The following is a 19030-nucleotide window of genomic DNA, read 5'->3' as shown; positions in this document are numbered from 1 at the left end:
GCTATCTAGCTTTTAGTGATAACACGAGCGAGAACTCAGCCATGGGTTCATCGCCGTGTAAACTTGGACACGTAGCAATAATGCGGACTGGTTGGTTGACTCGCTCACCAGAACGCAGCGTTTCATCCAACATATCATCAATTAATTGGCCATCCTTACAGATGAAATGGACGTCCGCTTCAGGGCGTTTGAGAAACTTCCCTTCAACCTCTTTGAAAGCAAGAGAAACACGCTTCCCACGTTGCTGTGCTTTACTCATGGCCATAAATCCACCCGCTACATCAGCACCCACCGCTAAAACGCCAAAGTACATGCTGTTAAGGTGGTTCTTAGTTCGGCGTTTCAATGGAATTCTGAGCTCTACTTCATTTTCATCCAGCTTGAGTAGTTTTGGACGGCAGAGCCAAATCAAAGGCACCTTAAAAAAACCAAATGTTCCTAGATAAAAATTCGCCTTTTGTAATGCGCTAAACATGTCAGATTCCTATAAAAACTCCTCTGACCAGTAAGCCAAAAACCATTCCACTTGTCAAAATAATGTTACTAAAACGTATCTTTATTTGATCAAAACCACAAACTATACGGTGAGGTCTCTATTATTAGAACGCTTTAAATAGAAATGAAAAGGCCTGCTCATTAAAAGTGAGCAGGCCTTAGTTACAGCGTCACATTAAATTCTATTTTAACTAACAGGAAAAACCGTCACGCCACTTTCCTCTTGAAGTAGCTCAGCAAGTAGAGGCAATTCTGCCAAGTTATCCAGTAGTACCGCAGCTGGCTTGTTTACATCTTTACATGCGTTTACGGCTTGCTTTACTAGCGCTAACACAGCTTCATTTTGTGGGTCATACAAATGCGCCAGTTCTTCGTGCATGAGATCTACGCCCAATGTTAGCTGAGTTAAGCTCTCAAGCTTGATCACAAGTCCATCAAAGTAATGAAGTAAGCGCTCTGAAAGCAGCACTGCTGAAGGTGTATCACATGCAAATATCACTTTGAGCCCATTCAGACCACGTGGTAGTCCGCGTTCGGCTAAACGATCAATGATTTTAGCAGCATCACTCAGTGCTCGAACACATGGGACTACAATCTCAACGTTGTAGCCTTCGCTACGCAGTGCCTTAATTACTTCACACTCCAAAGCAAAGCTCGCTTGATAAGCTTCAGAAGTAAGACGCGAGACACCTCTTAGTCCCAGTTGAGGATTAATTTCATCACTCTCAACCTTGCCACCAAGTAATGCACTCATTTCGTAACTGGTCGCGTCATTTAACTCAACAGAAATAACCTTGTGTTCTGGAGTAACTGCTGCTTTGATTTCATTGACTAAGGTAGAGACAAAGAATTCGTCGCTCGATTGTTCACCTAGCAGTGCTTGAATCGCGTCTTTTTCAACAGCGTCAAGCTCTTGCTCAGACGCTGGAAACCCTGGGTGAAAAAACACCTTTTCCATGATGAGTTCAGAAATACACACATAAAGTGACGACGACGATGCTTGTTCTGAAAAACTAGGCAACACATTTCCGACATTCAGGCCCGATACGGCTTTCGTTTGATCTGATTGTTGTTGATGACTCATTGCTGCTCCGTGCTCTAATAATTGCTTCTTCAGGCAAAATACCGACTCCCTACATGGAATACAAGAGCATCAGAGCATTTTCTGATTATTCCGCTTGCTTCAGTAGTTTACCATCGACAAATGATGCAATTTTAGTCAGTAATCTGGTGTTCAAATAAGTGAAATGGCAAATGATTGCGTTGCGGCTATATTAGTGGTTTATTCTACTGGCTATTTCCGTTATCTTAACCGCTTCGAAATTATTTGCAGGCTGCACCATCATGCCATTAAAGACCGATGAACTAAGAACACAGGCATTAGGTCCAATGCCGACTCCATCAGAACTGAGTGCTAATCACCCTATTACTGATGACGTAGCAGAGCGCATTGCTCATTCTCGCCGACAAATCGAAAGCATTCTTACGGGAGACGATGACCGTCTACTGTGTATCGTAGGACCATGCTCGGTACACGACACCGACGCAGCGCTGGACTACGCTAAACGTCTCGCAGACATTCAAGAGCAGTATAAAGATCAGCTGTTTATCGTAATGCGCACCTACTTTGAAAAGCCACGTACGGTCGTAGGTTGGAAAGGCCTAATTACCGACCCTAACCTAGACGGTTCGTACGCGTTGGAGGCTGGACTAAACAAAGCACGTGGTCTACTGCTTGATATCAACAAGCTTGGTCTTGCGACAGCAACTGAGTTTCTCGACATGATCACTGGTCAATATATTGCTGACCTGATCACTTGGGGCGCGATTGGTGCGCGTACTACTGAGTCTCAGATTCACCGTGAAATGGCTTCAGCGCTGTCATGCCCTGTCGGCTTTAAGAACGGTACCAACGGTAGCGTGAAAATTGCTATTGATGCAGTTCGCGCGTCGCAAGCTTCTCACTACTTTTACTCGCCGGATAAGCACGGCCGCATGACAGTTTATCGCACTAGCGGTAACCCTTATGGTCACGTAATCCTTCGAGGTGGTGATACTGGGCCAAACTTCGATGAAGCTTCTATTGATGCAGCATGCGAACAACTAGCATCATTCGACCTACCAACAAGATTGGTTGTCGATTTTAGCCACGCTAACTGTCAAAAACAGCATCGTAAGCAGATTGATGTAGCAAAAGAGATCGCTCGTCAAATTATCGCTGGTTCACACAAAGTGTCAGGCATCATGGCAGAGAGCTTTATCGAAGAAGGTAATCAGAGCATGGAGGATATCCATAACCTGACCTACGGTAAATCGATCACGGACCCTTGTTTGAGCTGGAACGATACGGTTCACATGCTCGACATTCTTGCTGACGCAGTTAAACAACGCAACGAAAAGGAAAGCTAACATGCCATCATTTGATATCGTTTCTGAAATCGATACGGTTGAACTTCGCAATGCCGTAGACAACGCTAACCGTGAAATCTCAACACGTTTCGATTTCCGTAATGTTGAGGCTACTTTCACACTCAACGATGAGACTGTGAAGCTATCGTGCGAAGGTGACTTCCAGCTTAAGCAAATGCGTGACATTCTGCGTGGCAACTTGACTAAACGCGGCGTTGATGTGAATGCGATGGAATCTCAAACTCCGGAGCAATCTGGCAAGCTTTGGAACCAAACGGTTTTGTTTAAACAAGGCATTGAAACACCCATTGCCAAGAAAATCGTTAAGCTCGTCAAAGACTCTAAGATCAAAGTTCAAGTTTCTATCCAGGGTGACAAAGTTCGCGTAACTGGCAAGAAGCGCGACGACCTACAAGCGACAATGCAACTGGTTAAGAATGGCGAACTTGGTCAGCCATTCCAGTTCAACAACTTCAGAGATTAATCTCTCAAGTTTGGAGCAAAATAAAAGGGCGATTCGCCCTTTTATTTTATCTTAGCTAACTCAATCACTTCGTCGCCTTCTTTCAAAAGCTTGTAGGAAGAAGATTTCGGCCCAACAAATACAACGATTCGTTGTCGATCTGCTTTGCGAGCCATGATATCGGATGAAACATCTGCTACATCATCATACGCTATTCGCTCTGCATCTCTTCGCACAAGATCAACAAACCCAAATGGACAGTTCTTGTCATAAAAAACAATCTCTGCTTCCTGCATAATCCGCATTGCTTTAATCGGCAGTAATTCTGGATCCGTTCCATACTCTATCCATGTACACGAATCTGTAAACTCTGAATCATCATTAATAAGTGTTTGATACACTCTTTCAAGCTCTTGATTATCTTTACAATTAATCACCATAGGCTGTTTAAAAAAGAGCTCCCAAAACTTTCTTCTTTCATCAACGGAAGAAAAGTGACGCTTAATGTCAGAGCGCTTACTTGCCGCAAAATCTGCAAGTTGGGCGGTATTCATCGGAAGCACTGATTCGAGCTTTTCACGAATTCCGCGAATAAGAACCGGTGAAGAACCACCACTTGAAATCGCTATCTGAACGCGACCTCTATTAATTATCGATGGGGTAATGAAGTCACAATATGGCGTATCGTCAACAACATTGACTAAAATACCCTTATTTTTTGCATCTTTATGCACCTGATGATTCAGATCCGGGTTGTCTGTTGTCGCCCAAACTTGGACAAAGTCCTTGGTCATTAACTCTTTTTCATAGAAACGTGGCACCCAAGTACATTTTCCGCTCTCGCTTAACTCGCCAAGATAAGGCTCTACTTTAGGTGACACCACTGTTACGCGAGCACCCGCTCGTACCAGTGTCTCTACTTTACGACAAGCAACTTCTCCGCCGCCAACAACTAAAACAGGTCTTTCTAGCAGGTCCATAAACAGTGGAAAGTAACGCATAATTTTCCTTATTTAAACGATATAACTATTCATTCATAATCACCATATTGGTGCAAAATTGTCACCGAGACATTGATCACAAAACTATTTATTACCAAATTTTTACATTTATTAAGAGAAATATACTGCCTAAATTTCCATCAACAACGATTTGTTTCGAGTTAACGAATATTTAACATACCACTCTCTAATTCCCTTTTTTAGTGCTTAGTTGCACTATTTACAAAGTCATCACACTTGGCCATTCTAACAATTGTTTAGCGTCGCGTGGCAACTCAAAAAACCATTTAAATTAATAATTTGAGAAATCACGGTTCATTATCTACGCTTTAAACGGCTGTGACAACTTGCACCAAATCGGTTCAAAAACAACAGCTCAGAATGCAACACAACAACAATTAGCACATTGTATTCAGGCAGGACCTGACTTACACGGATCTAACAGGAAGGATACACAATGGCAAAGAAACTCACTCTTATCGCTTCTTTAGTGGCGGCATCTGCTGCGATGATGAGCACATCAGCGTCTGCTGCTGACTCTACACTAGACAAGGTCACTAAAGCAGGTGTTTTATCATGTGGCGTTAGTACTGGTCTACCAGGTTTCTCTAACCCTAACTCAAAAGGTGAGTGGGAAGGTATTGACGTAGAATACTGTCAAGCTCTTGCTGCTGCGGTACTTGGCGATAAATCTAAAGTCAAATACGTTCCATTAACGGCGAAAGAACGTTTTACTGCGCTTCAATCTGGTGAGATTGACGTACTTTCTCGAAACACAACTTGGACTCTACACCGAGATTCAGCTCTTGGTCTTAACTTCGTAGGTGTTAACTACTACGACGGTCAAGGCTTCATGGTTAAGAAAGAGCTTGGTCTAACAAGCGCGAAAGAGCTTGATGGCGCGTCTGTCTGCGTTCAGTCAGGTACTACAACTGAGCTTAACCTTGCAGACTACTTCCGTAACAACGGCATGGAATACAAGCCAGTTGTATTCGATACAGCAGCACAAACCTCAAAAGGTTTCGATTCTGGTCGCTGTGACGTACTAACTACTGACCAATCTGGTCTATACGCACTGAGACTAAACCTAGCAGATCCTAAATCAGCTGAAGTACTACCAGAGATCATCTCTAAAGAGCCTCTAGGCCCTGTAGTTCGTCAAGGTGATGACCAGTGGTTTAATATCGCTAAATGGACTCTAGCTGCAATGGTGAATGCTGAAGAATACGGTATCACATCGAAAAATGCAGACGAAATGCTTAAGTCTACCGATCCAAACATCAAGCGTATCCTAGGTGTTGATGGTCCTAAAGGCAAAGGTCTAGGCATTGCTGATGACTGGGGTTACCAAGTGATCAAACAGGTAGGTAACTACGGCGAAAGCTTCGAGCGTACTGTAGGTGAAGGTTCGCCTCTACAAATCTCTCGTGGTGTTAACGCACTTTGGAATGCAGGTGGCTTCATGTACGCGCCACCAATTCGCTAATCGCGATTTCATGCTCCAACAAGGGCGGTTTTACCGCCCTTTTTCAAAGGATTTGAGGTTATAGCTGTATGAAACCTACTACGACTCAAGTCGCGTCGCAGGAAAAACCTGCGAAAAGCGCAAATCTACTATACAACCCCACCTTCCGCTCCGTTGTATTTCAGGCACTTGCCCTACTCGCTCTCGGACTATTCTTCTATACCATAGTCGACAACGCACTTAATAACCTAGCTGCGCGCGGTATCGCCACAGGTTTTGACTTCCTGAATCAAGAGGCAGGATTCGGCATCGGTCTCACATTGATCGAGTATGATGAAACCTTCTCTTATGGACGCACCTTTTATGTGGGGCTTTTAAACACTGCTCTAGTATCAGTACTAGGCATTGTGTTTGCTACCATTCTTGGTTTCGCTATTGGTATCGCAAGACTGTCATCAAACTGGTTGGTTAGCCGCTTTGCGGCGGTCTACATTGAGATATTCCGAAACGTTCCCCTTTTGCTGCAAATTTTCTTCTGGTACTTTGCCGTCCTTCAAGCGCTCCCATCCGCTCGTCAGAGTATAAGTTTGGGTGAAGCGATTTTCTTGAACGTTCGAGGCCTCTACTTTCCTGCTCCTGTATTTGGGGAAGGCAGTAGCGTCGTCATTGGCGCACTCATTGTTGGTGTCATTGCGACCATTGTTGTTAATATTTGGGCAAACAATCGTCAGAAGTTAACTGGTCAACAGACTCCGATGTTCCGCATCGCCGCAGGTCTTATTGTCGGTTTGCCTCTCGTTGCCTACTTCATCATGGGCATGCCTATCTCTGCAGAATACCCAGTACTGAAAGGGTTTAACTTCCGTGGCGGTATCAGCATTATTCCAGAGCTAGCAGCGCTTACACTTGCGCTGAGTATCTACACGGCGTCGTTCATTGCTGAAATCGTTCGCTCGGGTATTAACGCGGTGAACCATGGTCAGACAGAAGCAGCAATGTCATTAGGGCTGCCTAGGTCAAGAACGCTCAAATTGGTTGTCATTCCGCAGGCACTGCGAATCATCATCCCGCCATTGACAAGTCAATACTTAAACTTGACTAAGAACTCCTCTCTCGCAATGGCGATTGGTTATCCAGACTTGGTATCAGTGTTCGCCGGAACCACTCTAAACCAGGTGGGGCAAGCGATCGAGATCATTGCGATGACGATGGGTGTTTACCTGACACTGAGCCTGCTCACGTCAGCGTTGATGAACATATACAACAAGAAAGTAGCTTTGGTGGAGAGGTAATATGGAACAGCATCAATTTCAACCAGACCTTCCACCTCCAGCAAATACCGTTGGTGTTGTTGGCTGGCTGCGAAAAAACTTGTTTAACGGCCCTGTTAACTCTGTCGTTACTCTTGTACTGGGTTATTTCGCAATTTCATTAATCTGGTACGTGTTTGATTGGGCGATTTTAAAGGCCGACTGGGTTGGTACGACTCGCGAAGCATGTACACGCGAAGGCGCTTGTTGGGTCTTCATCAGTGTTCGCTGGGAACAGTTCATGTACGGGTTCTACCCACAAGCTGAACTATGGCGTCCTCGCCTGTTCTATGCAACGCTAGCGATTTTCGTGGCATTACTTGCATACGAGCGCACACCGAAACGTCTGTGGATCTGGCTATTCTTCGTGAATATCTATCCTTTCATTGCAGCCGCGCTACTTTACGGTGGTGTGTTTGGTCTTGAAGTCGTCGAGACTCACCGCTGGGGTGGACTACTGGTTACCCTGATTATCGCATTAGTGGGCATCATCGTATCACTCCCAATAGGCGTGGCACTGGCTCTAGGTCGCCGCTCTGAGATGCCAATCATCAGAAGCATCTGTACGGTTTACATCGAAGTATGGCGTGGTGTTCCACTGATTACCGTCCTATTTATGGCTTCTGTTATGCTTCCTCTCTTCTTCTCAGAGGGTGTGGAGACTGATAAGCTGATTCGTGCGCTTATTGGTGTTGTCATGTTTAGTGCAGCCTATATGGCAGAGGTAATTCGTGGTGGTTTACAAGCGATCCCCAAGGGTCAATATGAAGCCGCCGACGCACTTGGACTGAGTTACTGGAAAAAGATGGGACTAATCGTGCTTCCACAGGCGCTAAAAATCACTATCCCATCGATTGTGAACACCTTTATCGGTCTATTTAAAGATACCAGTCTGGTACTCATCATCGGTATGTTCGATGTACTGGGTATTGGTCAAGCTGCGAATACCGACCCCGAGTGGTTAGGTTTTGCTACGGAAAGTTATGTATTTGTCGCGTTAGTGTTCTGGGTGTTCTGTTTTGGCATGTCGAGATACTCGATCTGGCTAGAGAACAAACTGCATACCGGTCACAAACGATAAACGGAAATTCGAGGACGTATTATGACGCAACAAGAAGATTACATGATCCAACTTAAGGACATGAATAAATGGTACGGCGAGTTTCACGTACTAAAAAATATCAACCTAGACGTTAAGAAAGGCGAAAAAATCGTAATCTGTGGTCCATCTGGCTCAGGTAAATCAACAATGATTCGCTGTATTAACCGTCTTGAAGAACACCAAGCGGGACATATCTTTGTCTCTGGTACAGAGCTTACTGAAGATCTAAAGAATATCGAGGCTGTACGTCGTGAGGTCGGCATGTGCTTCCAGCACTTTAACCTCTTCCCTCACCTAACGGTTCTAGAGAACTGTACGCTTGCTCCTATCTGGGTAAAGAAAATGCCTAAAGAGGAAGCGGAAGCCATTGCTATGAAGTATCTAGAGCGTGTTAAGATTCCAGATCAAGCCGACAAATTCCCAGGTCAGCTATCTGGCGGTCAGCAACAACGTGTAGCGATTGCTCGTTCACTGTGTATGAACCCACAAGTCATGCTGTTTGACGAACCTACATCCGCGCTCGATCCAGAAATGGTTCGCGAAGTACTGGACGTAATGGTAGAGCTTGCAGAAGAAGGTATGACCATGCTGTGTGTAACGCACGAGATGGGCTTCGCTAAGGAAGTTGCAGACAGAGTTATCTTTATGGATGCTGGTGAAATTATTGAAGAAAACAATCCTGTCGATTTCTTCGAAAATCCGCAATCAGACCGTACTCAAAACTTCCTGAGTCAGATTTTGCATCACTAATGACATCAAATGTAACAAAGGCGACGATTATGTCGCCTTTTTCTTTGTAGGTATCTGATGTACACTGGAAATATTGTGTTACATCTTGATATACCCTTAACCAGTTATTTTTATTATGATTTTGTTCAATGACTTTTATAACGGGACTTGATCTTTTGAACATTCAACCCCATAAATAGTCATATAAATAAGTAAATCATCTATGAGGAAGATTATGAACGATCCTATGGTATCTCGCAGTTCTGCTCAAGCGAGTGTACTGCAAACAAACAAGGTATTGCGAAATACTTACGCGCTGCTATCTATGACGCTACTTTGGTCTGCGGTCGTTGCAGCATTCTCAATGGCAATGAATCTACCTCGTCCAGGTCTTATCCTGATGCTGGTTGGTTTCTACGGCCTATTGTTCCTTACAGAGAAAAACCGTAACAACAGCATGGGTCTAGTATTCACGTTCTTGTTCACTGGTTTCCTTGGTTACACAACAGGTCCAATCCTAAACGCCTACGTTGGCGCAGGTATGGGCGATGTTATCGTTACTGCTCTTGGTGGTACTGCCCTAGCCTTCTTAGGCGCATCGGCTTACGCTCTAACAACTAAGCGTGACCTATCATTCCTAGGTGGCGTACTAATGGCTGGTTTCGTTGTCCTGCTTATCGGTATGGTAGCGAACATCTTCCTGCAGATGCCAATGATTCACCTAGCGATGAGCGGCATGTTTGTTCTGTTCTCTACTGGTGTGATCCTGTTGACGACTCAACAAATCGTACGCGGTGGTGAAACAAACTACATCTCAGCAACAGTTAGCCTATATGTGTCTATCTACAACCTGTTCATCAGCCTACTTTCTATCCTAGGTATCATGAACAACGACTAATAGGTCGAGTTGTTATACGAATAGGTAAAGCCCGAGACATTGTCTCGGGCTTTTTGCATTTAAATCAGCAAGAGAGCCTTGAAAGTTAGGACGGACCTGAGCTAACCTTCTGACGATTATCCGCCATAAGAATGACTATGATGTTTGAATACAACGGAAAAACCATCGAAACCGATGCTGAAGGATACCTTCTCAATCACCAAGATTGGGAACAAGGAATGATCGAAGTACTCGCCGCCGAAGAAGGTATAGAGCTGACGGACGCTCATATTGAAGTCGTGATGTTTGTGAGAGACTTCTACGAAGAATTTAACACTTCCCCTGCCGTACGCATGCTTGTGAAAGCGATGGAAAAGGCGCACGGCCCAGAGAAAGGCAACAGCAAATATTTATTTAAGCTGTTTAAGAAAGGCCCTGCTAAGCAGGCAACTAAGCTCGCGGGTCTTCCAAAACCAGCTAAGTGCTTGTAGGCCTCTAAAGGATCTTGAAACCTGAATAAACGTTTGTTTGTTCGCAAGGCTCCCTGACTACCGACTCTACCGATGCAGTTCTGGGACCTTGCAAAAGCCAATCACACAGCGCTTCGACTCTCGCCTCATCACCACATGCGACGACCTCTACCGACCCATCATACAAATTTTTTGCATAACCGGTTAGACCCAGTTTTAGTCCTTCATGACATGTGTGGTAACGAAAACCCACGCCTTGTACGTGTCCAGTTACGATCACTTTCTGGCAATATTGGCTCATCATTCAACTCCTAACCAACAAAGTCTGCATAGCTGATTCTAGCTTAGTTCGTGTTGATTTCGCTCCAATGCTCATGCTCAATTTGCATTTGTTTGAAACTTCACACAAAATACCCCACCTTTTCTTTCCAAAACTTCGTAAGGCATACCATGGCAGCAGCTATTCACCTTGTTAAAGGCCGCGACAAATCACTTAGACGTAAACACCCTTGGGTTTTTTCAAGAGGTATCTCTCGTGTCGATGGGACACCTGAGCTTGGTGAAACCGTCGATGTATATGCTCACAACGGCGAATGGTTGGCGAAAGCGGCTTACTCACCTAACTCTCAAATTCGCGCTCGTGTTTGGAGCTTTAAAAAGCAAGACATTAGTGTTGAGTTTTTCATCCAACAAATCCAGCAAGCACAACTTCTTCGCGAAGACATTATCGAACGAGACGGCTTAACTGGCTATCGTTTAATCGCGGCTGAGTCAGATGGACTACCAGGGGTGACCATTGACCGCTACGGCAATTTCTTGGTGTGTCAGCTCTTAAGTGCTGGTGCAGAATACCAAAAAGAAACGCTGGTACAGGCTCTTATCCACTGCTTCCCTGAGTGCTCTATCTACGAGCGCTCAGATGTATCGGTACGAAAGAAAGAGGGCTTAGAGGAGCGCACAGGCGTACTTCACGGAGAATCTCCTGACAAGCCAGTCGTAATCGAAGAAAATGGCGTCAAAATCAGCGTCGATATTATCAATGGTCATAAAACTGGGTTTTATCTCGACCAACGCGATAGCCGCTTCCAAGCGCAGAAATATGTGAAAGATAAAGAAGTGCTTAACTGCTTTAGCTACACAGGTGGCTTTGGACTTTACGCGCTTAAAGGCGGCGCTAAGCGCGTTATCAACGCGGACGTCTCGCAACTTGCTCTGGATACCGCGAAACACAATGCCGAGCTCAACGGCTTCACAGAGAAGAAAAAAGCCGTATTCCTGAACGCTGACGTGTTCAAACTGTTACGTGAGTATCGCGATCAAGGGACGAAGTTTGACGTCGTCATTATGGATCCGCCAAAATTTGCTGAATCAAAAGCACAGCTAAATGGCGCTTGCCGTGGCTATAAAGACATCAACATGCTTGCGATGCAGATTCTAAAACCAGGCGGCACACTGCTGACCTACTCTTGTTCAGGATTAATGGACGGCAATCTGTTCCAGAAAATCATCGCAGACGCTGCGGTCGATGCGAACCGCTCGGTTAAGTTTGTTGAGCGTTTTGAACAAGCAGCAGACCACCCAACCGACACAGCTTACCCGGAAGGGTTCTATTTGAAGGGTTTTGCCTGTAAGGTCTTATAACTATTAGGTTTACCTCTCGAAGCTTCATTATCAAGCCAACTTGACTACTGTTAGGTTGGCTTTTTTACATCTGCTGTCTCAAAAATAAGATTCTATTTCACTCCATTCATTGATTTCATAGTTTTCTCTACTATTTTCAATAGTATGTACAAATTCGTTGCTAACCTATAAATGTAAATGTAGCGAGTCTTAAATCAGACACATAATCAAGACAAATCCAGATTGAAAAGAGACTTATGCTCGCTATATTTAAAGCTACAGTTATTAACTTTTTGACTTGGTTAGTCTTATTGAAACCAAGTCAGTGGAGGCTATTATGCCGTTTCACAAACCTGAGCGAAGGGAGCGCACGTGTCATGCACGCCGCTCGCTCATTACAGGACCAAGGAGAAAGACTTTGAATAAGCTCACCCTGACCACCACAGCTTGTTTTATGGCTCTTAGCCTTCCTGTTAACAGCCAAACCCTTGAACAAGCCGTTGCTTTCACACTCAAAACCAACCCAGACATTAAAGCGGCTTACAATGAGTACGTGAGTAAACGATACGATGCTGACGCAGCAGTCGGTGCATACCGTCCTAAAATCGATTTGGACGGCGGTATCGGTTACGAAAGAACCGACTACGACCGTGAAAACGTTATTAACAGCAGAAATGAGAGCCTAACAAGAAAGGAAATCGGGATAACGCTGACCCAGCTAATTTGGGACGGTAACGAAACACTGAACGATATCGACAGGACGGCTGCCGATGCCGAATCGGTCCGATATCAACTCCTTGCTGACGCTTCCGATATCGCTCTAGAAGTCGCTCAAATCTATCTTGACGCGACCAAGGCTTATGAAGTTCTCGCCCTATCTGAGGCCAATCTAGAAGTTCACAAGAAGATTTACTCCGATATCAAAAAGCGTGTTGATTCCGGAATCGGCTCTACGGCTGACTTGTCACAGGTTGAAGCACGTATTGCAAAAGCGCATGGTAATCTTCTCGCCGCTCAAAATAACCTTTTTGATACACACACTCAGTTTAAACGCCTCGTCGGACAGGCTCCTCTCGGACTTAAATATCCGCGAGCGGATGAAGTGGCTATCCCGCTGACTGTCGATGATGCTCTTCAAATGGCGGTAGAGACTCATCCAGTGATAAAAATATCGCAAGTAGACGTTGATTCTGCTCGATTCCAATATCAACAGACTAAAGGCGTAAACTACCCAACGTTCTACATTGATGCTGGCCACAATTGGCGAGATGACGCTAGTGGTAACATTGGTACAGACAATGAAACGCGTGCCATGCTTCGTATGCGCTATAACCTCTACAACGGTGGTTCCGACTCAGATCGAACAGAGTCAGCAGCCTATCAGCTCAATAAAGCGAAAGACTTCCGAGACCGTACCTATCGAATGGTTGAAGAGGGGTTGAAGCTGTCATGGACGGGTCTTGAGTACACAGTACAACAAAGAGAGTTCTTGTCAGACCATGTTGACTCAGCATCAGACACCGTCGTTGCCTACCAAAAGCAATACAAAATCGGTAAGCGTACCTTACTCGATGTACTCAACACCGAAAATGAGCTGTTTGAGGCCCGTAAAGGCTACTTGGATGCAAAATATGCGGAGCAGTTTGCGCGCTACAGGGTGATGAACGCGACTGGCGGTCTATTAGATGCGCTTCGTGTTGATACGCCTGAAGAATGGAACGAGAGAGTGGAGTATTAATCATGAAACTACAGAGTAAACTGATAATCTGTGGCCTGATGGTTGCGCCACTGGTCGCGGTTGCAACGACACCGGAAGAAGACAAGTATGACTATCGCCCTACTCCGGTCGCAGATCAAAAAGCTGACCTGCTCGATGACGATGGAGATGGTGTTATTAATGCGCGAGATCTGTGTATTACCACGCCTCAGGGTGCGGAGCTGGATAACGACGGCTGCGAGCAATATATCGATGTGTCGAACTCATTAGCATTGCGTATCCTGTTCGACAATAACTCAACCTTCATTAAGCCTGTGTTCCAAAACCAGATTTCTGAAATGGCAGCGTTTCTTAACGAGTACCCAGAGACAAGCATCGAGATACAAGGTTTTGCGAGTATTGTAGGCAACGAAGACAAAAACATGGTGCTTTCTCAAAACCGAGCAGAAGTCGTTAGGCAAGCTATTATAAGCAATGGCGTAGACCCTAACCGTCTTACCATCATTGGATTTGGCGAAACCAAGCCTGAGGAACTCGGTAATACTGAGTTTGCTCACGCTATGAACCGGAAAGTGGTCGCATCCGTTGTCGGATACAAAGGCGAAGTGGATATGGAGTGGACTATTTTCACTAAAATTGGAAAATAGATTATTTAAGCATCATCCACATCTAAAGCGCTCTAAATGGGCGCTTTTTTGTCGCGATTTCATTTAGATATTAGCTATCTCATGCTAGTCTTGTAAGCAGTTCTTACTGCGAGTATAAAACAATGAGTAAATTAACGTCTGATATCGAACAGAACCTAAAGCTGTTTATTGAAGAAACAAGCAAAACCCAACTTGTTTGGGGTCTTCGCAACGACGAAGGTTGGTTGGCGGTTGACTCGACTGAGTTCGAAAACAGCGAAGTAATGCCTTTTTGGTCATCTGAAGAAGATGCTAAAACGCATAATGTAGAAGAATGGGCTGACTTCGAAGTGCTGCACATTCCACTCGATATCTTTGTTGAAGACTGGTTGCTAACACTGGATGAAGATGGCGTACTGATCGGAACTAACTGGAACGATAAATTAGAAGGTAAAGAAATGGAGCCTTCTGACGTTGCTAAGCTTTATCTAAAAGCAGATTAATAAAGAAAGAGGCGCTTAAAGCGCCTCTTTTTAGTTGGACTTGTCTTCTAAGGACTTCATTACCGTTTCTTTATTGTCTAGGTACTGATTCAGTCCATTGGCTCTTAGCTCACATGATGGGCAGTCGCCGCAACCATCACCAATCACACCGTTATAACAAGTCAGCGTCTCGTTTCTAACTAGCTCAAGTGCATCGTACTTGTCTGCTAACGCCCACGTTTCCGCTTTGTCTAACCACATTAGTGGTGTCACAATATCGAGCTCTCTATCCATGCCTTGCACCAAAGCGCTGTTCATCGCTTTTATGAAGTCATTACGGCAGTCTGGGTAACCAGAAAAATCGGTTTCACAAACACCAGTAATCACTGCTTGTGCACCAATCTGGTACGCATAGATACCAGCAAGCGTCAGAAAGAGAATATTACGGCCAGGCACAAAAGAGTTCGGCAAGCCGTTCTCTTGCAGCTCATGAGAAACAGGAATATCGTCTCGAGTCAGTGAGCTGATAGCGAGTTCGTTAAGAAGACCCACATCCATCACTTTATGAGCTTTCACGCCGAGCTTTTTCGCTACCGCTTCCGCCACTTTAATCTCCAGCTTGTGTCGCTGCCCATAGTCAAACGTGATCGCATGGACTTCATCGTACTGCTCCAGAGCCTGCACCAAACAAGTTGTGGAATCTTGACCACCACTGAAAACAACAACTGCTTTTTTCATTACCTTCTCCATTCACGGAATTCTGCGCTATCCAGTTAAGCAATATTCAAATATTTGTGAGTCTGAACCGACAAGCGCCAGTTACGAGCAATACAAGTCGACATACATAGCTCAGTCGCTCGTGGTTTTTGACTGATCGGTTGAAGTGCGATAACCACGTCATCTTTAAGTGCAACGCCATCTAGCAGTTCGTCTAGCTGTTCGATGTTTTTATCTGTCGCTACGGGATGCTTAATCTCGTTCGCACGCTCTAGCGCCGATTCTAATACTTCGCGTTTACCTTTCATTGCAATTTTAGGTGACACTGTCACCCATGTTGCATCGGTAACTTTGACTTCAGACGTGCCACTGGTCTCAATTTGACATCGAGCACCTATTACCTCGAACGCTTCACAAAGCGGCGTCAGATCATACTCGCAAGGTTCCCCGCCCGTGATAACAATATGCTTAGCATTAAAACCCTGCGCGTTATACATATCAACAATGTCTTGAGCACTTACATCACTCCACGTTGGGCTATCGCCTTGCTTCGTGATGATTTCTCCAAACGCTCGCTCATCCTCTGCTTTTGCTTCCCAAGTTTGCTTGGTATCACACCATGCACAACCAACGTTGCAAATTTGAAGCCGGACGAACACCGCGGGAACGCCTGTAAATACGCCTTCACCTTGGATGGTTTCGAACATTTCGTTGATCTTGAATTGTTTACCGCTCATTGAATATTGCCAATTATATAAGATGAGCAGACCTTAAAGGATGCGCATTAGAAATTCAATACAAACCCACCGACAAAATTGCTGGTAGTTCACGACACTTTTCCCTATTCTGGAATCGTTTTGTTTTATTTCTTTTTTTAGGTAAGTCACGTGTACAAACTCATAGCTATCGATATGGATGGCACCCTACTCACATCCGAAAAAACCATCTCTCAAAGAACCAAAGAAGCGATTGCCGCGGCCAAAGCGAAAGGCGTCACTGTGGTTCTAGCATCGGGCCGTCCACTTAACGGCATGAAGGATGCGCTTGCTGAGCTAGAACTAACGCAGCAAGATGATTTCGTCATTCACTTTAATGGTACTTATGTGGAGAAAGTAGCTAGCGGTGAACGTTTACACGAGCAAACACTAACGGGTAAAGATGCCAAAGATGTTGCGCGTCTAGCTCAAAAGCTCGGTCTCGACTGCCACGCCTTCAGTACTGAAATTGGGTTGATTACACCAAGAGCCAACGCATATACCGACCATGAAGCTGAAATCAATAAGCTCGATATCAATATTTATGATTTTGAAAAGCTAGAAGATGATCATCAGATTATTAAAGCTATGATCGTAGGCGAACCTTCCAAGTTAACCGAGCAGATCGCCAACATCGATGCTGATTATCATAACCGCTACACCGTTGTGCAAAGCGCACCTTTCTTTTTAGAGTTCCTTAACCCTCTAAGTAACAAAGGCGAAGGGGTCAAGGTCATTGCAGACCATTTAGGAATCCCATACGAGCAAACCATGTGCTTTGGCGATGCAGAAAATGACCATCATATGATCAAATTTGCAGGTAAAGGGGTCGCCATGGCGAATGCGATGGAAGAGACCAAAGCCATTGCCGATTACATTACCGACGGCAACAACGAAGATGGCGTTGCGAAAGCTATTGAAAAGTTTGTGCTATAGTTTCAGCTAACTCTCTGTTTTAAGGACGAAACATGACTACTCGCCTACTACTTAATGGAAAGAAAGCGTCACAAGAAGATATTCGTGAGGCGGTCTATCAACTTAGAGAACAGGGGCACGAGCTGGAAGTTCGTGTCACTTGGGAAGGCGGAGACTTTGATAGACTAGTAAAAGAAGCCGGAGAGCAAGGGGTCACTCGCCTGATTGCTGGTGGTGGAGACGGAACGGTGAACGAAGTCGTTGATGCCTTAATCAGGTATCAACTGCAACATATTGAGTTAGCCGTTCTACCTTTGGGAACGGCTAACGACTTCGCCACGGCCTCCGAGATCCCCACAGCGTCACCCTACGACGCCCTTCTTCTCGCATTGACCGGCGACGCTACACCTATCGATGCAGCATCAGCGAATGAACGACATTTTATCAATATTGCAACCGCCGGTTTTGGCGCGCAAGTGACGGCTAATACGCCCGTAGCCCTCAAGAACTTTCTGGGCGGCGGCGCCCATACACTTGCGGGTGTTGTTCAGGCAATCAATTTTCAACCATTTAGCGGCACTGTACTGTTTGATGGTGAGGTGGTCGAAAGCAACGTCGTCGTAGGGGCGGTATGCAATGGCAGAATGGCAGGTGGTGGTCAGCCGCTATCTCCTAACGCTCTGCTGAATGACGGCTTATTAAATATCGTGTCTCTAGAAGAGTTCTCGCCTACCGATATTCCTGCGGTTGTAGACGAGTTGCTTCAGGATTCTGATTTCAGTGGTAAGTATGTCAAACGTAACCAAGTCAAAACGCTTGAGTGGGTCTCGGACAGTATCATGCCCGTAAACTTAGATGGTGAGCCGCTGATGGCAAAACATATAAAGTTCAGCGTCTTGCCCAACGAAATCAAACTTGTGCTACCTTCATGTTCGCCCGTGCTCGTCAACGGCTCAAACGGTGGTCAGGGTTAAACGCAAGTTTAACTACCTCTAGCTGCTCTAAGTTGAAAGCTGCGTGTTGTAAGTTGAGTAAACAATTAAACTCTCTAGGCACTATTGTCGAAGGGATTTTTAAGCACAAGCTCATCTCGCTCTCAAGCCACTCATCACCAATCTGAGCAGTGGAAGATGGCGCAGGGTCTTCTTGCCAATCGTCTGGTAGATAGCTCTGGTCGAGCTCTATGATCAGGGCTTCTTCAATATCTATTCGATAAAGATCGTAGTCGTTAAGTAATTCGGTATCGTTTAAGTGAACCAGAACTTCGAGAATCGCGAGCGATTCTGACGTAGCGAGATAAACACAACGGTTACCCGCTGAATTCCAGCGCCCGCCGTATCGCCTCGCTCCTTCACCATCGAATACTTGCTCGATATTAGTAGCAAATTTCTTTTTGACGATACGATATAAGAACATTAGTTGAATACACCGTGTTCGAGGCGACCGATTACGCTCAACACCTCTTCGGTCTCAGCACTGGTTTTCAACATATCGCTTGGCGCAACGTACCCGAGAGCTTTAACTGGATTGTGCATCCATTGAAACGCTTTCAACTTATCATCTTCAAATAGTCGCAAAGACGCGTTATACACTTCGGCGTAGCGATAAAGTCTATCACTCTCTTCAGAAGAGAACTTACCGTCCTTCGCTCGTCGACTCAGAGTCGCACTTTTAATGTTGGTGATACGTGCTAGCTCTTTTTTCTCAATGCCTGTAACGTTGGCGAGTTTTTGATAGGTCGCATAATCAAAGCCAGCCTCGATCGCCTCATGCAGTTTGCGACCTCTTGGCGGCACACCAATTTGCGACCAAAATCCGGCAGTCGATCGAGAAGGAACAAATTTTGTTGAGGCAGTCATAAGACCTCCACTTGATAG

The 19030-nt window shown here is 45.1% G+C and carries 22 protein-coding genes; 14 read left to right on the top strand and 8 right to left on the bottom strand.

Annotated features, from left to right (window positions below):
- Position 1: 1 nt before the first annotated feature.
- Positions 2 to 475, bottom strand: coding sequence for a PaaI family thioesterase (locus AC6I8Y_RS07950; protein ID WP_042475684.1), 474 nt, complete (start codon positions 473 to 475; stop codon positions 2 to 4).
- A gap of 207 nt (positions 476 to 682) precedes the next feature.
- Positions 683 to 1579, bottom strand: a complete 897-nt coding sequence (locus tag AC6I8Y_RS07945; protein ID WP_498021365.1) for a putative PEP-binding protein — start codon at positions 1577 to 1579, stop codon at positions 683 to 685.
- A gap of 260 nt (positions 1580 to 1839) precedes the next feature.
- Between AC6I8Y_RS07945 and AC6I8Y_RS07940 the strand changes: the two genes are divergently transcribed.
- Entirely contained in the window at positions 1840 to 2904 is a 1065-nt protein-coding gene (locus tag AC6I8Y_RS07940) for a 3-deoxy-7-phosphoheptulonate synthase (RefSeq protein WP_234493756.1), read from the top strand.
- Between the two features lies 1 nt (position 2905).
- Positions 2906 to 3388 (top strand): YajQ family cyclic di-GMP-binding protein, encoded by a 483-nt coding sequence (locus tag AC6I8Y_RS07935; protein ID WP_042475681.1) that lies wholly within the window; start codon positions 2906 to 2908, stop codon positions 3386 to 3388.
- A 41-nt stretch (positions 3389 to 3429) separates the two neighbouring features.
- Here the strand turns inward: AC6I8Y_RS07935 and AC6I8Y_RS07930 are convergent, their stop codons facing one another.
- The gene (locus AC6I8Y_RS07930) at positions 3430 to 4368 is read right to left on the bottom strand and encodes a precorrin-2 dehydrogenase/sirohydrochlorin ferrochelatase family protein (protein WP_498021364.1); all 939 of its coding nucleotides are present in this window, start codon (positions 4366 to 4368) and stop codon (positions 3430 to 3432) included.
- Between the two features lie 457 nt (positions 4369 to 4825).
- Between AC6I8Y_RS07930 and AC6I8Y_RS07925 the strand changes: the two genes are divergently transcribed.
- From AC6I8Y_RS07925 to AC6I8Y_RS07900, 6 genes are all read left to right on the top strand, one after another.
- Positions 4826 to 5854: an amino acid ABC transporter substrate-binding protein gene (locus tag AC6I8Y_RS07925; protein WP_042475678.1), complete on the top strand. Its 1029-nt coding sequence runs from the start codon at positions 4826 to 4828 to the stop codon at positions 5852 to 5854.
- A gap of 68 nt (positions 5855 to 5922) precedes the next feature.
- The gene (locus AC6I8Y_RS07920; RefSeq protein ID WP_498021363.1) at positions 5923 to 7125 is read left to right on the top strand and encodes an amino acid ABC transporter permease; all 1203 of its coding nucleotides are present in this window, start codon (positions 5923 to 5925) and stop codon (positions 7123 to 7125) included.
- A gap of 1 nt (position 7126) precedes the next feature.
- Positions 7127 to 8224: an amino acid ABC transporter permease gene (locus AC6I8Y_RS07915; protein ID WP_128648632.1), complete on the top strand. Its 1098-nt coding sequence runs from the start codon at positions 7127 to 7129 to the stop codon at positions 8222 to 8224.
- Positions 8225 to 8245: 21 nt separating this feature from the next.
- Positions 8246 to 8995 carry an amino acid ABC transporter ATP-binding protein gene (locus tag AC6I8Y_RS07910; RefSeq protein WP_498021362.1) on the top strand — a complete coding sequence of 250 codons (750 nt, stop codon included), beginning with the start codon at positions 8246 to 8248 and terminating at the stop codon, positions 8993 to 8995.
- 214 nt (positions 8996 to 9209) lie between these two features.
- Positions 9210 to 9872, top strand: a complete 663-nt coding sequence (locus tag AC6I8Y_RS07905; RefSeq protein ID WP_112461762.1) for a Bax inhibitor-1/YccA family protein — start codon at positions 9210 to 9212, stop codon at positions 9870 to 9872.
- A gap of 140 nt (positions 9873 to 10012) precedes the next feature.
- The gene (locus tag AC6I8Y_RS07900) at positions 10013 to 10342 is read left to right on the top strand and encodes a TusE/DsrC/DsvC family sulfur relay protein (protein ID WP_252014673.1); all 330 of its coding nucleotides are present in this window, start codon (positions 10013 to 10015) and stop codon (positions 10340 to 10342) included.
- Positions 10343 to 10346: 4 nt separating this feature from the next.
- Here the strand turns inward: AC6I8Y_RS07900 and yccX are convergent, their stop codons facing one another.
- Positions 10347 to 10622 carry an acylphosphatase gene (gene yccX / locus AC6I8Y_RS07895; RefSeq protein WP_042475671.1) on the bottom strand — a complete coding sequence of 92 codons (276 nt, stop codon included), beginning with the start codon at positions 10620 to 10622 and terminating at the stop codon, positions 10347 to 10349.
- A gap of 149 nt (positions 10623 to 10771) precedes the next feature.
- Between yccX and AC6I8Y_RS07890 the strand changes: the two genes are divergently transcribed.
- The 4 genes from AC6I8Y_RS07890 to AC6I8Y_RS07875 all read left to right on the top strand — a co-directional run bounded on the left by AC6I8Y_RS07890 (position 10772) and on the right by AC6I8Y_RS07875 (position 14787).
- Positions 10772 to 11962: a class I SAM-dependent methyltransferase gene (locus AC6I8Y_RS07890; protein WP_252014424.1), complete on the top strand. Its 1191-nt coding sequence runs from the start codon at positions 10772 to 10774 to the stop codon at positions 11960 to 11962.
- A gap of 433 nt (positions 11963 to 12395) precedes the next feature.
- A complete protein-coding gene (locus tag AC6I8Y_RS07885; protein WP_252014672.1) occupies positions 12396 to 13679 on the top strand; it encodes a TolC family outer membrane protein in 1284 nt (427 codons plus the stop codon).
- A 2-nt stretch (positions 13680 to 13681) separates the two neighbouring features.
- On the top strand, positions 13682 to 14305 hold the full coding sequence (locus tag AC6I8Y_RS07880) for an OmpA family protein (RefSeq protein ID WP_252014422.1): 624 nt from the start codon (positions 13682 to 13684) through the stop codon (positions 14303 to 14305).
- A gap of 122 nt (positions 14306 to 14427) precedes the next feature.
- Positions 14428 to 14787, top strand: a complete 360-nt coding sequence (locus AC6I8Y_RS07875; RefSeq protein WP_042475668.1) for a DUF2750 domain-containing protein — start codon at positions 14428 to 14430, stop codon at positions 14785 to 14787.
- A 30-nt stretch (positions 14788 to 14817) separates the two neighbouring features.
- Here AC6I8Y_RS07875 and queC read toward each other — a convergent pair whose 3' ends face one another.
- Positions 14818 to 15504, bottom strand: coding sequence for a 7-cyano-7-deazaguanine synthase QueC (gene queC, locus AC6I8Y_RS07870; RefSeq protein WP_394152320.1), 687 nt, complete (start codon positions 15502 to 15504; stop codon positions 14818 to 14820).
- A gap of 35 nt (positions 15505 to 15539) precedes the next feature.
- Entirely contained in the window at positions 15540 to 16220 is a 681-nt protein-coding gene (gene queE / locus AC6I8Y_RS07865) for a 7-carboxy-7-deazaguanine synthase QueE (protein WP_498021361.1), read from the bottom strand.
- Positions 16221 to 16370: 150 nt separating this feature from the next.
- Between queE and AC6I8Y_RS07860 the strand changes: the two genes are divergently transcribed.
- Positions 16371 to 17174, top strand: a complete 804-nt coding sequence (locus AC6I8Y_RS07860) for a Cof-type HAD-IIB family hydrolase (RefSeq protein WP_394152318.1) — start codon at positions 16371 to 16373, stop codon at positions 17172 to 17174.
- A gap of 32 nt (positions 17175 to 17206) precedes the next feature.
- A complete protein-coding gene (yegS, locus tag AC6I8Y_RS07855) occupies positions 17207 to 18127 on the top strand; it encodes a lipid kinase YegS (protein WP_498021360.1) in 921 nt (306 codons plus the stop codon).
- Here yegS and AC6I8Y_RS07850 read toward each other — a convergent pair.
- Positions 18099 to 18569, bottom strand: a complete 471-nt coding sequence (locus tag AC6I8Y_RS07850; protein ID WP_498021358.1) for an RES family NAD+ phosphorylase — start codon at positions 18567 to 18569, stop codon at positions 18099 to 18101. The two genes, yegS and AC6I8Y_RS07850, sit on opposite strands and share 29 nt — an antisense overlap.
- Positions 18569 to 19012 carry an Xre family toxin-antitoxin system antitoxin gene (locus AC6I8Y_RS07845; protein WP_394152312.1) on the bottom strand — a complete coding sequence of 148 codons (444 nt, stop codon included), beginning with the start codon at positions 19010 to 19012 and terminating at the stop codon, positions 18569 to 18571. The genes AC6I8Y_RS07850 and AC6I8Y_RS07845 overlap by 1 nt, the downstream gene beginning before the upstream one ends.
- Positions 19013 to 19030: the final 18 nt, after the last annotated feature.

The sequence above is a fragment of the Vibrio sp. KUL78 genome (assembly GCF_059725505.1).
Note: the sequence above shows the minus strand (reverse complement) of the source record. Positions and strands in the feature narration are given on the sequence as shown.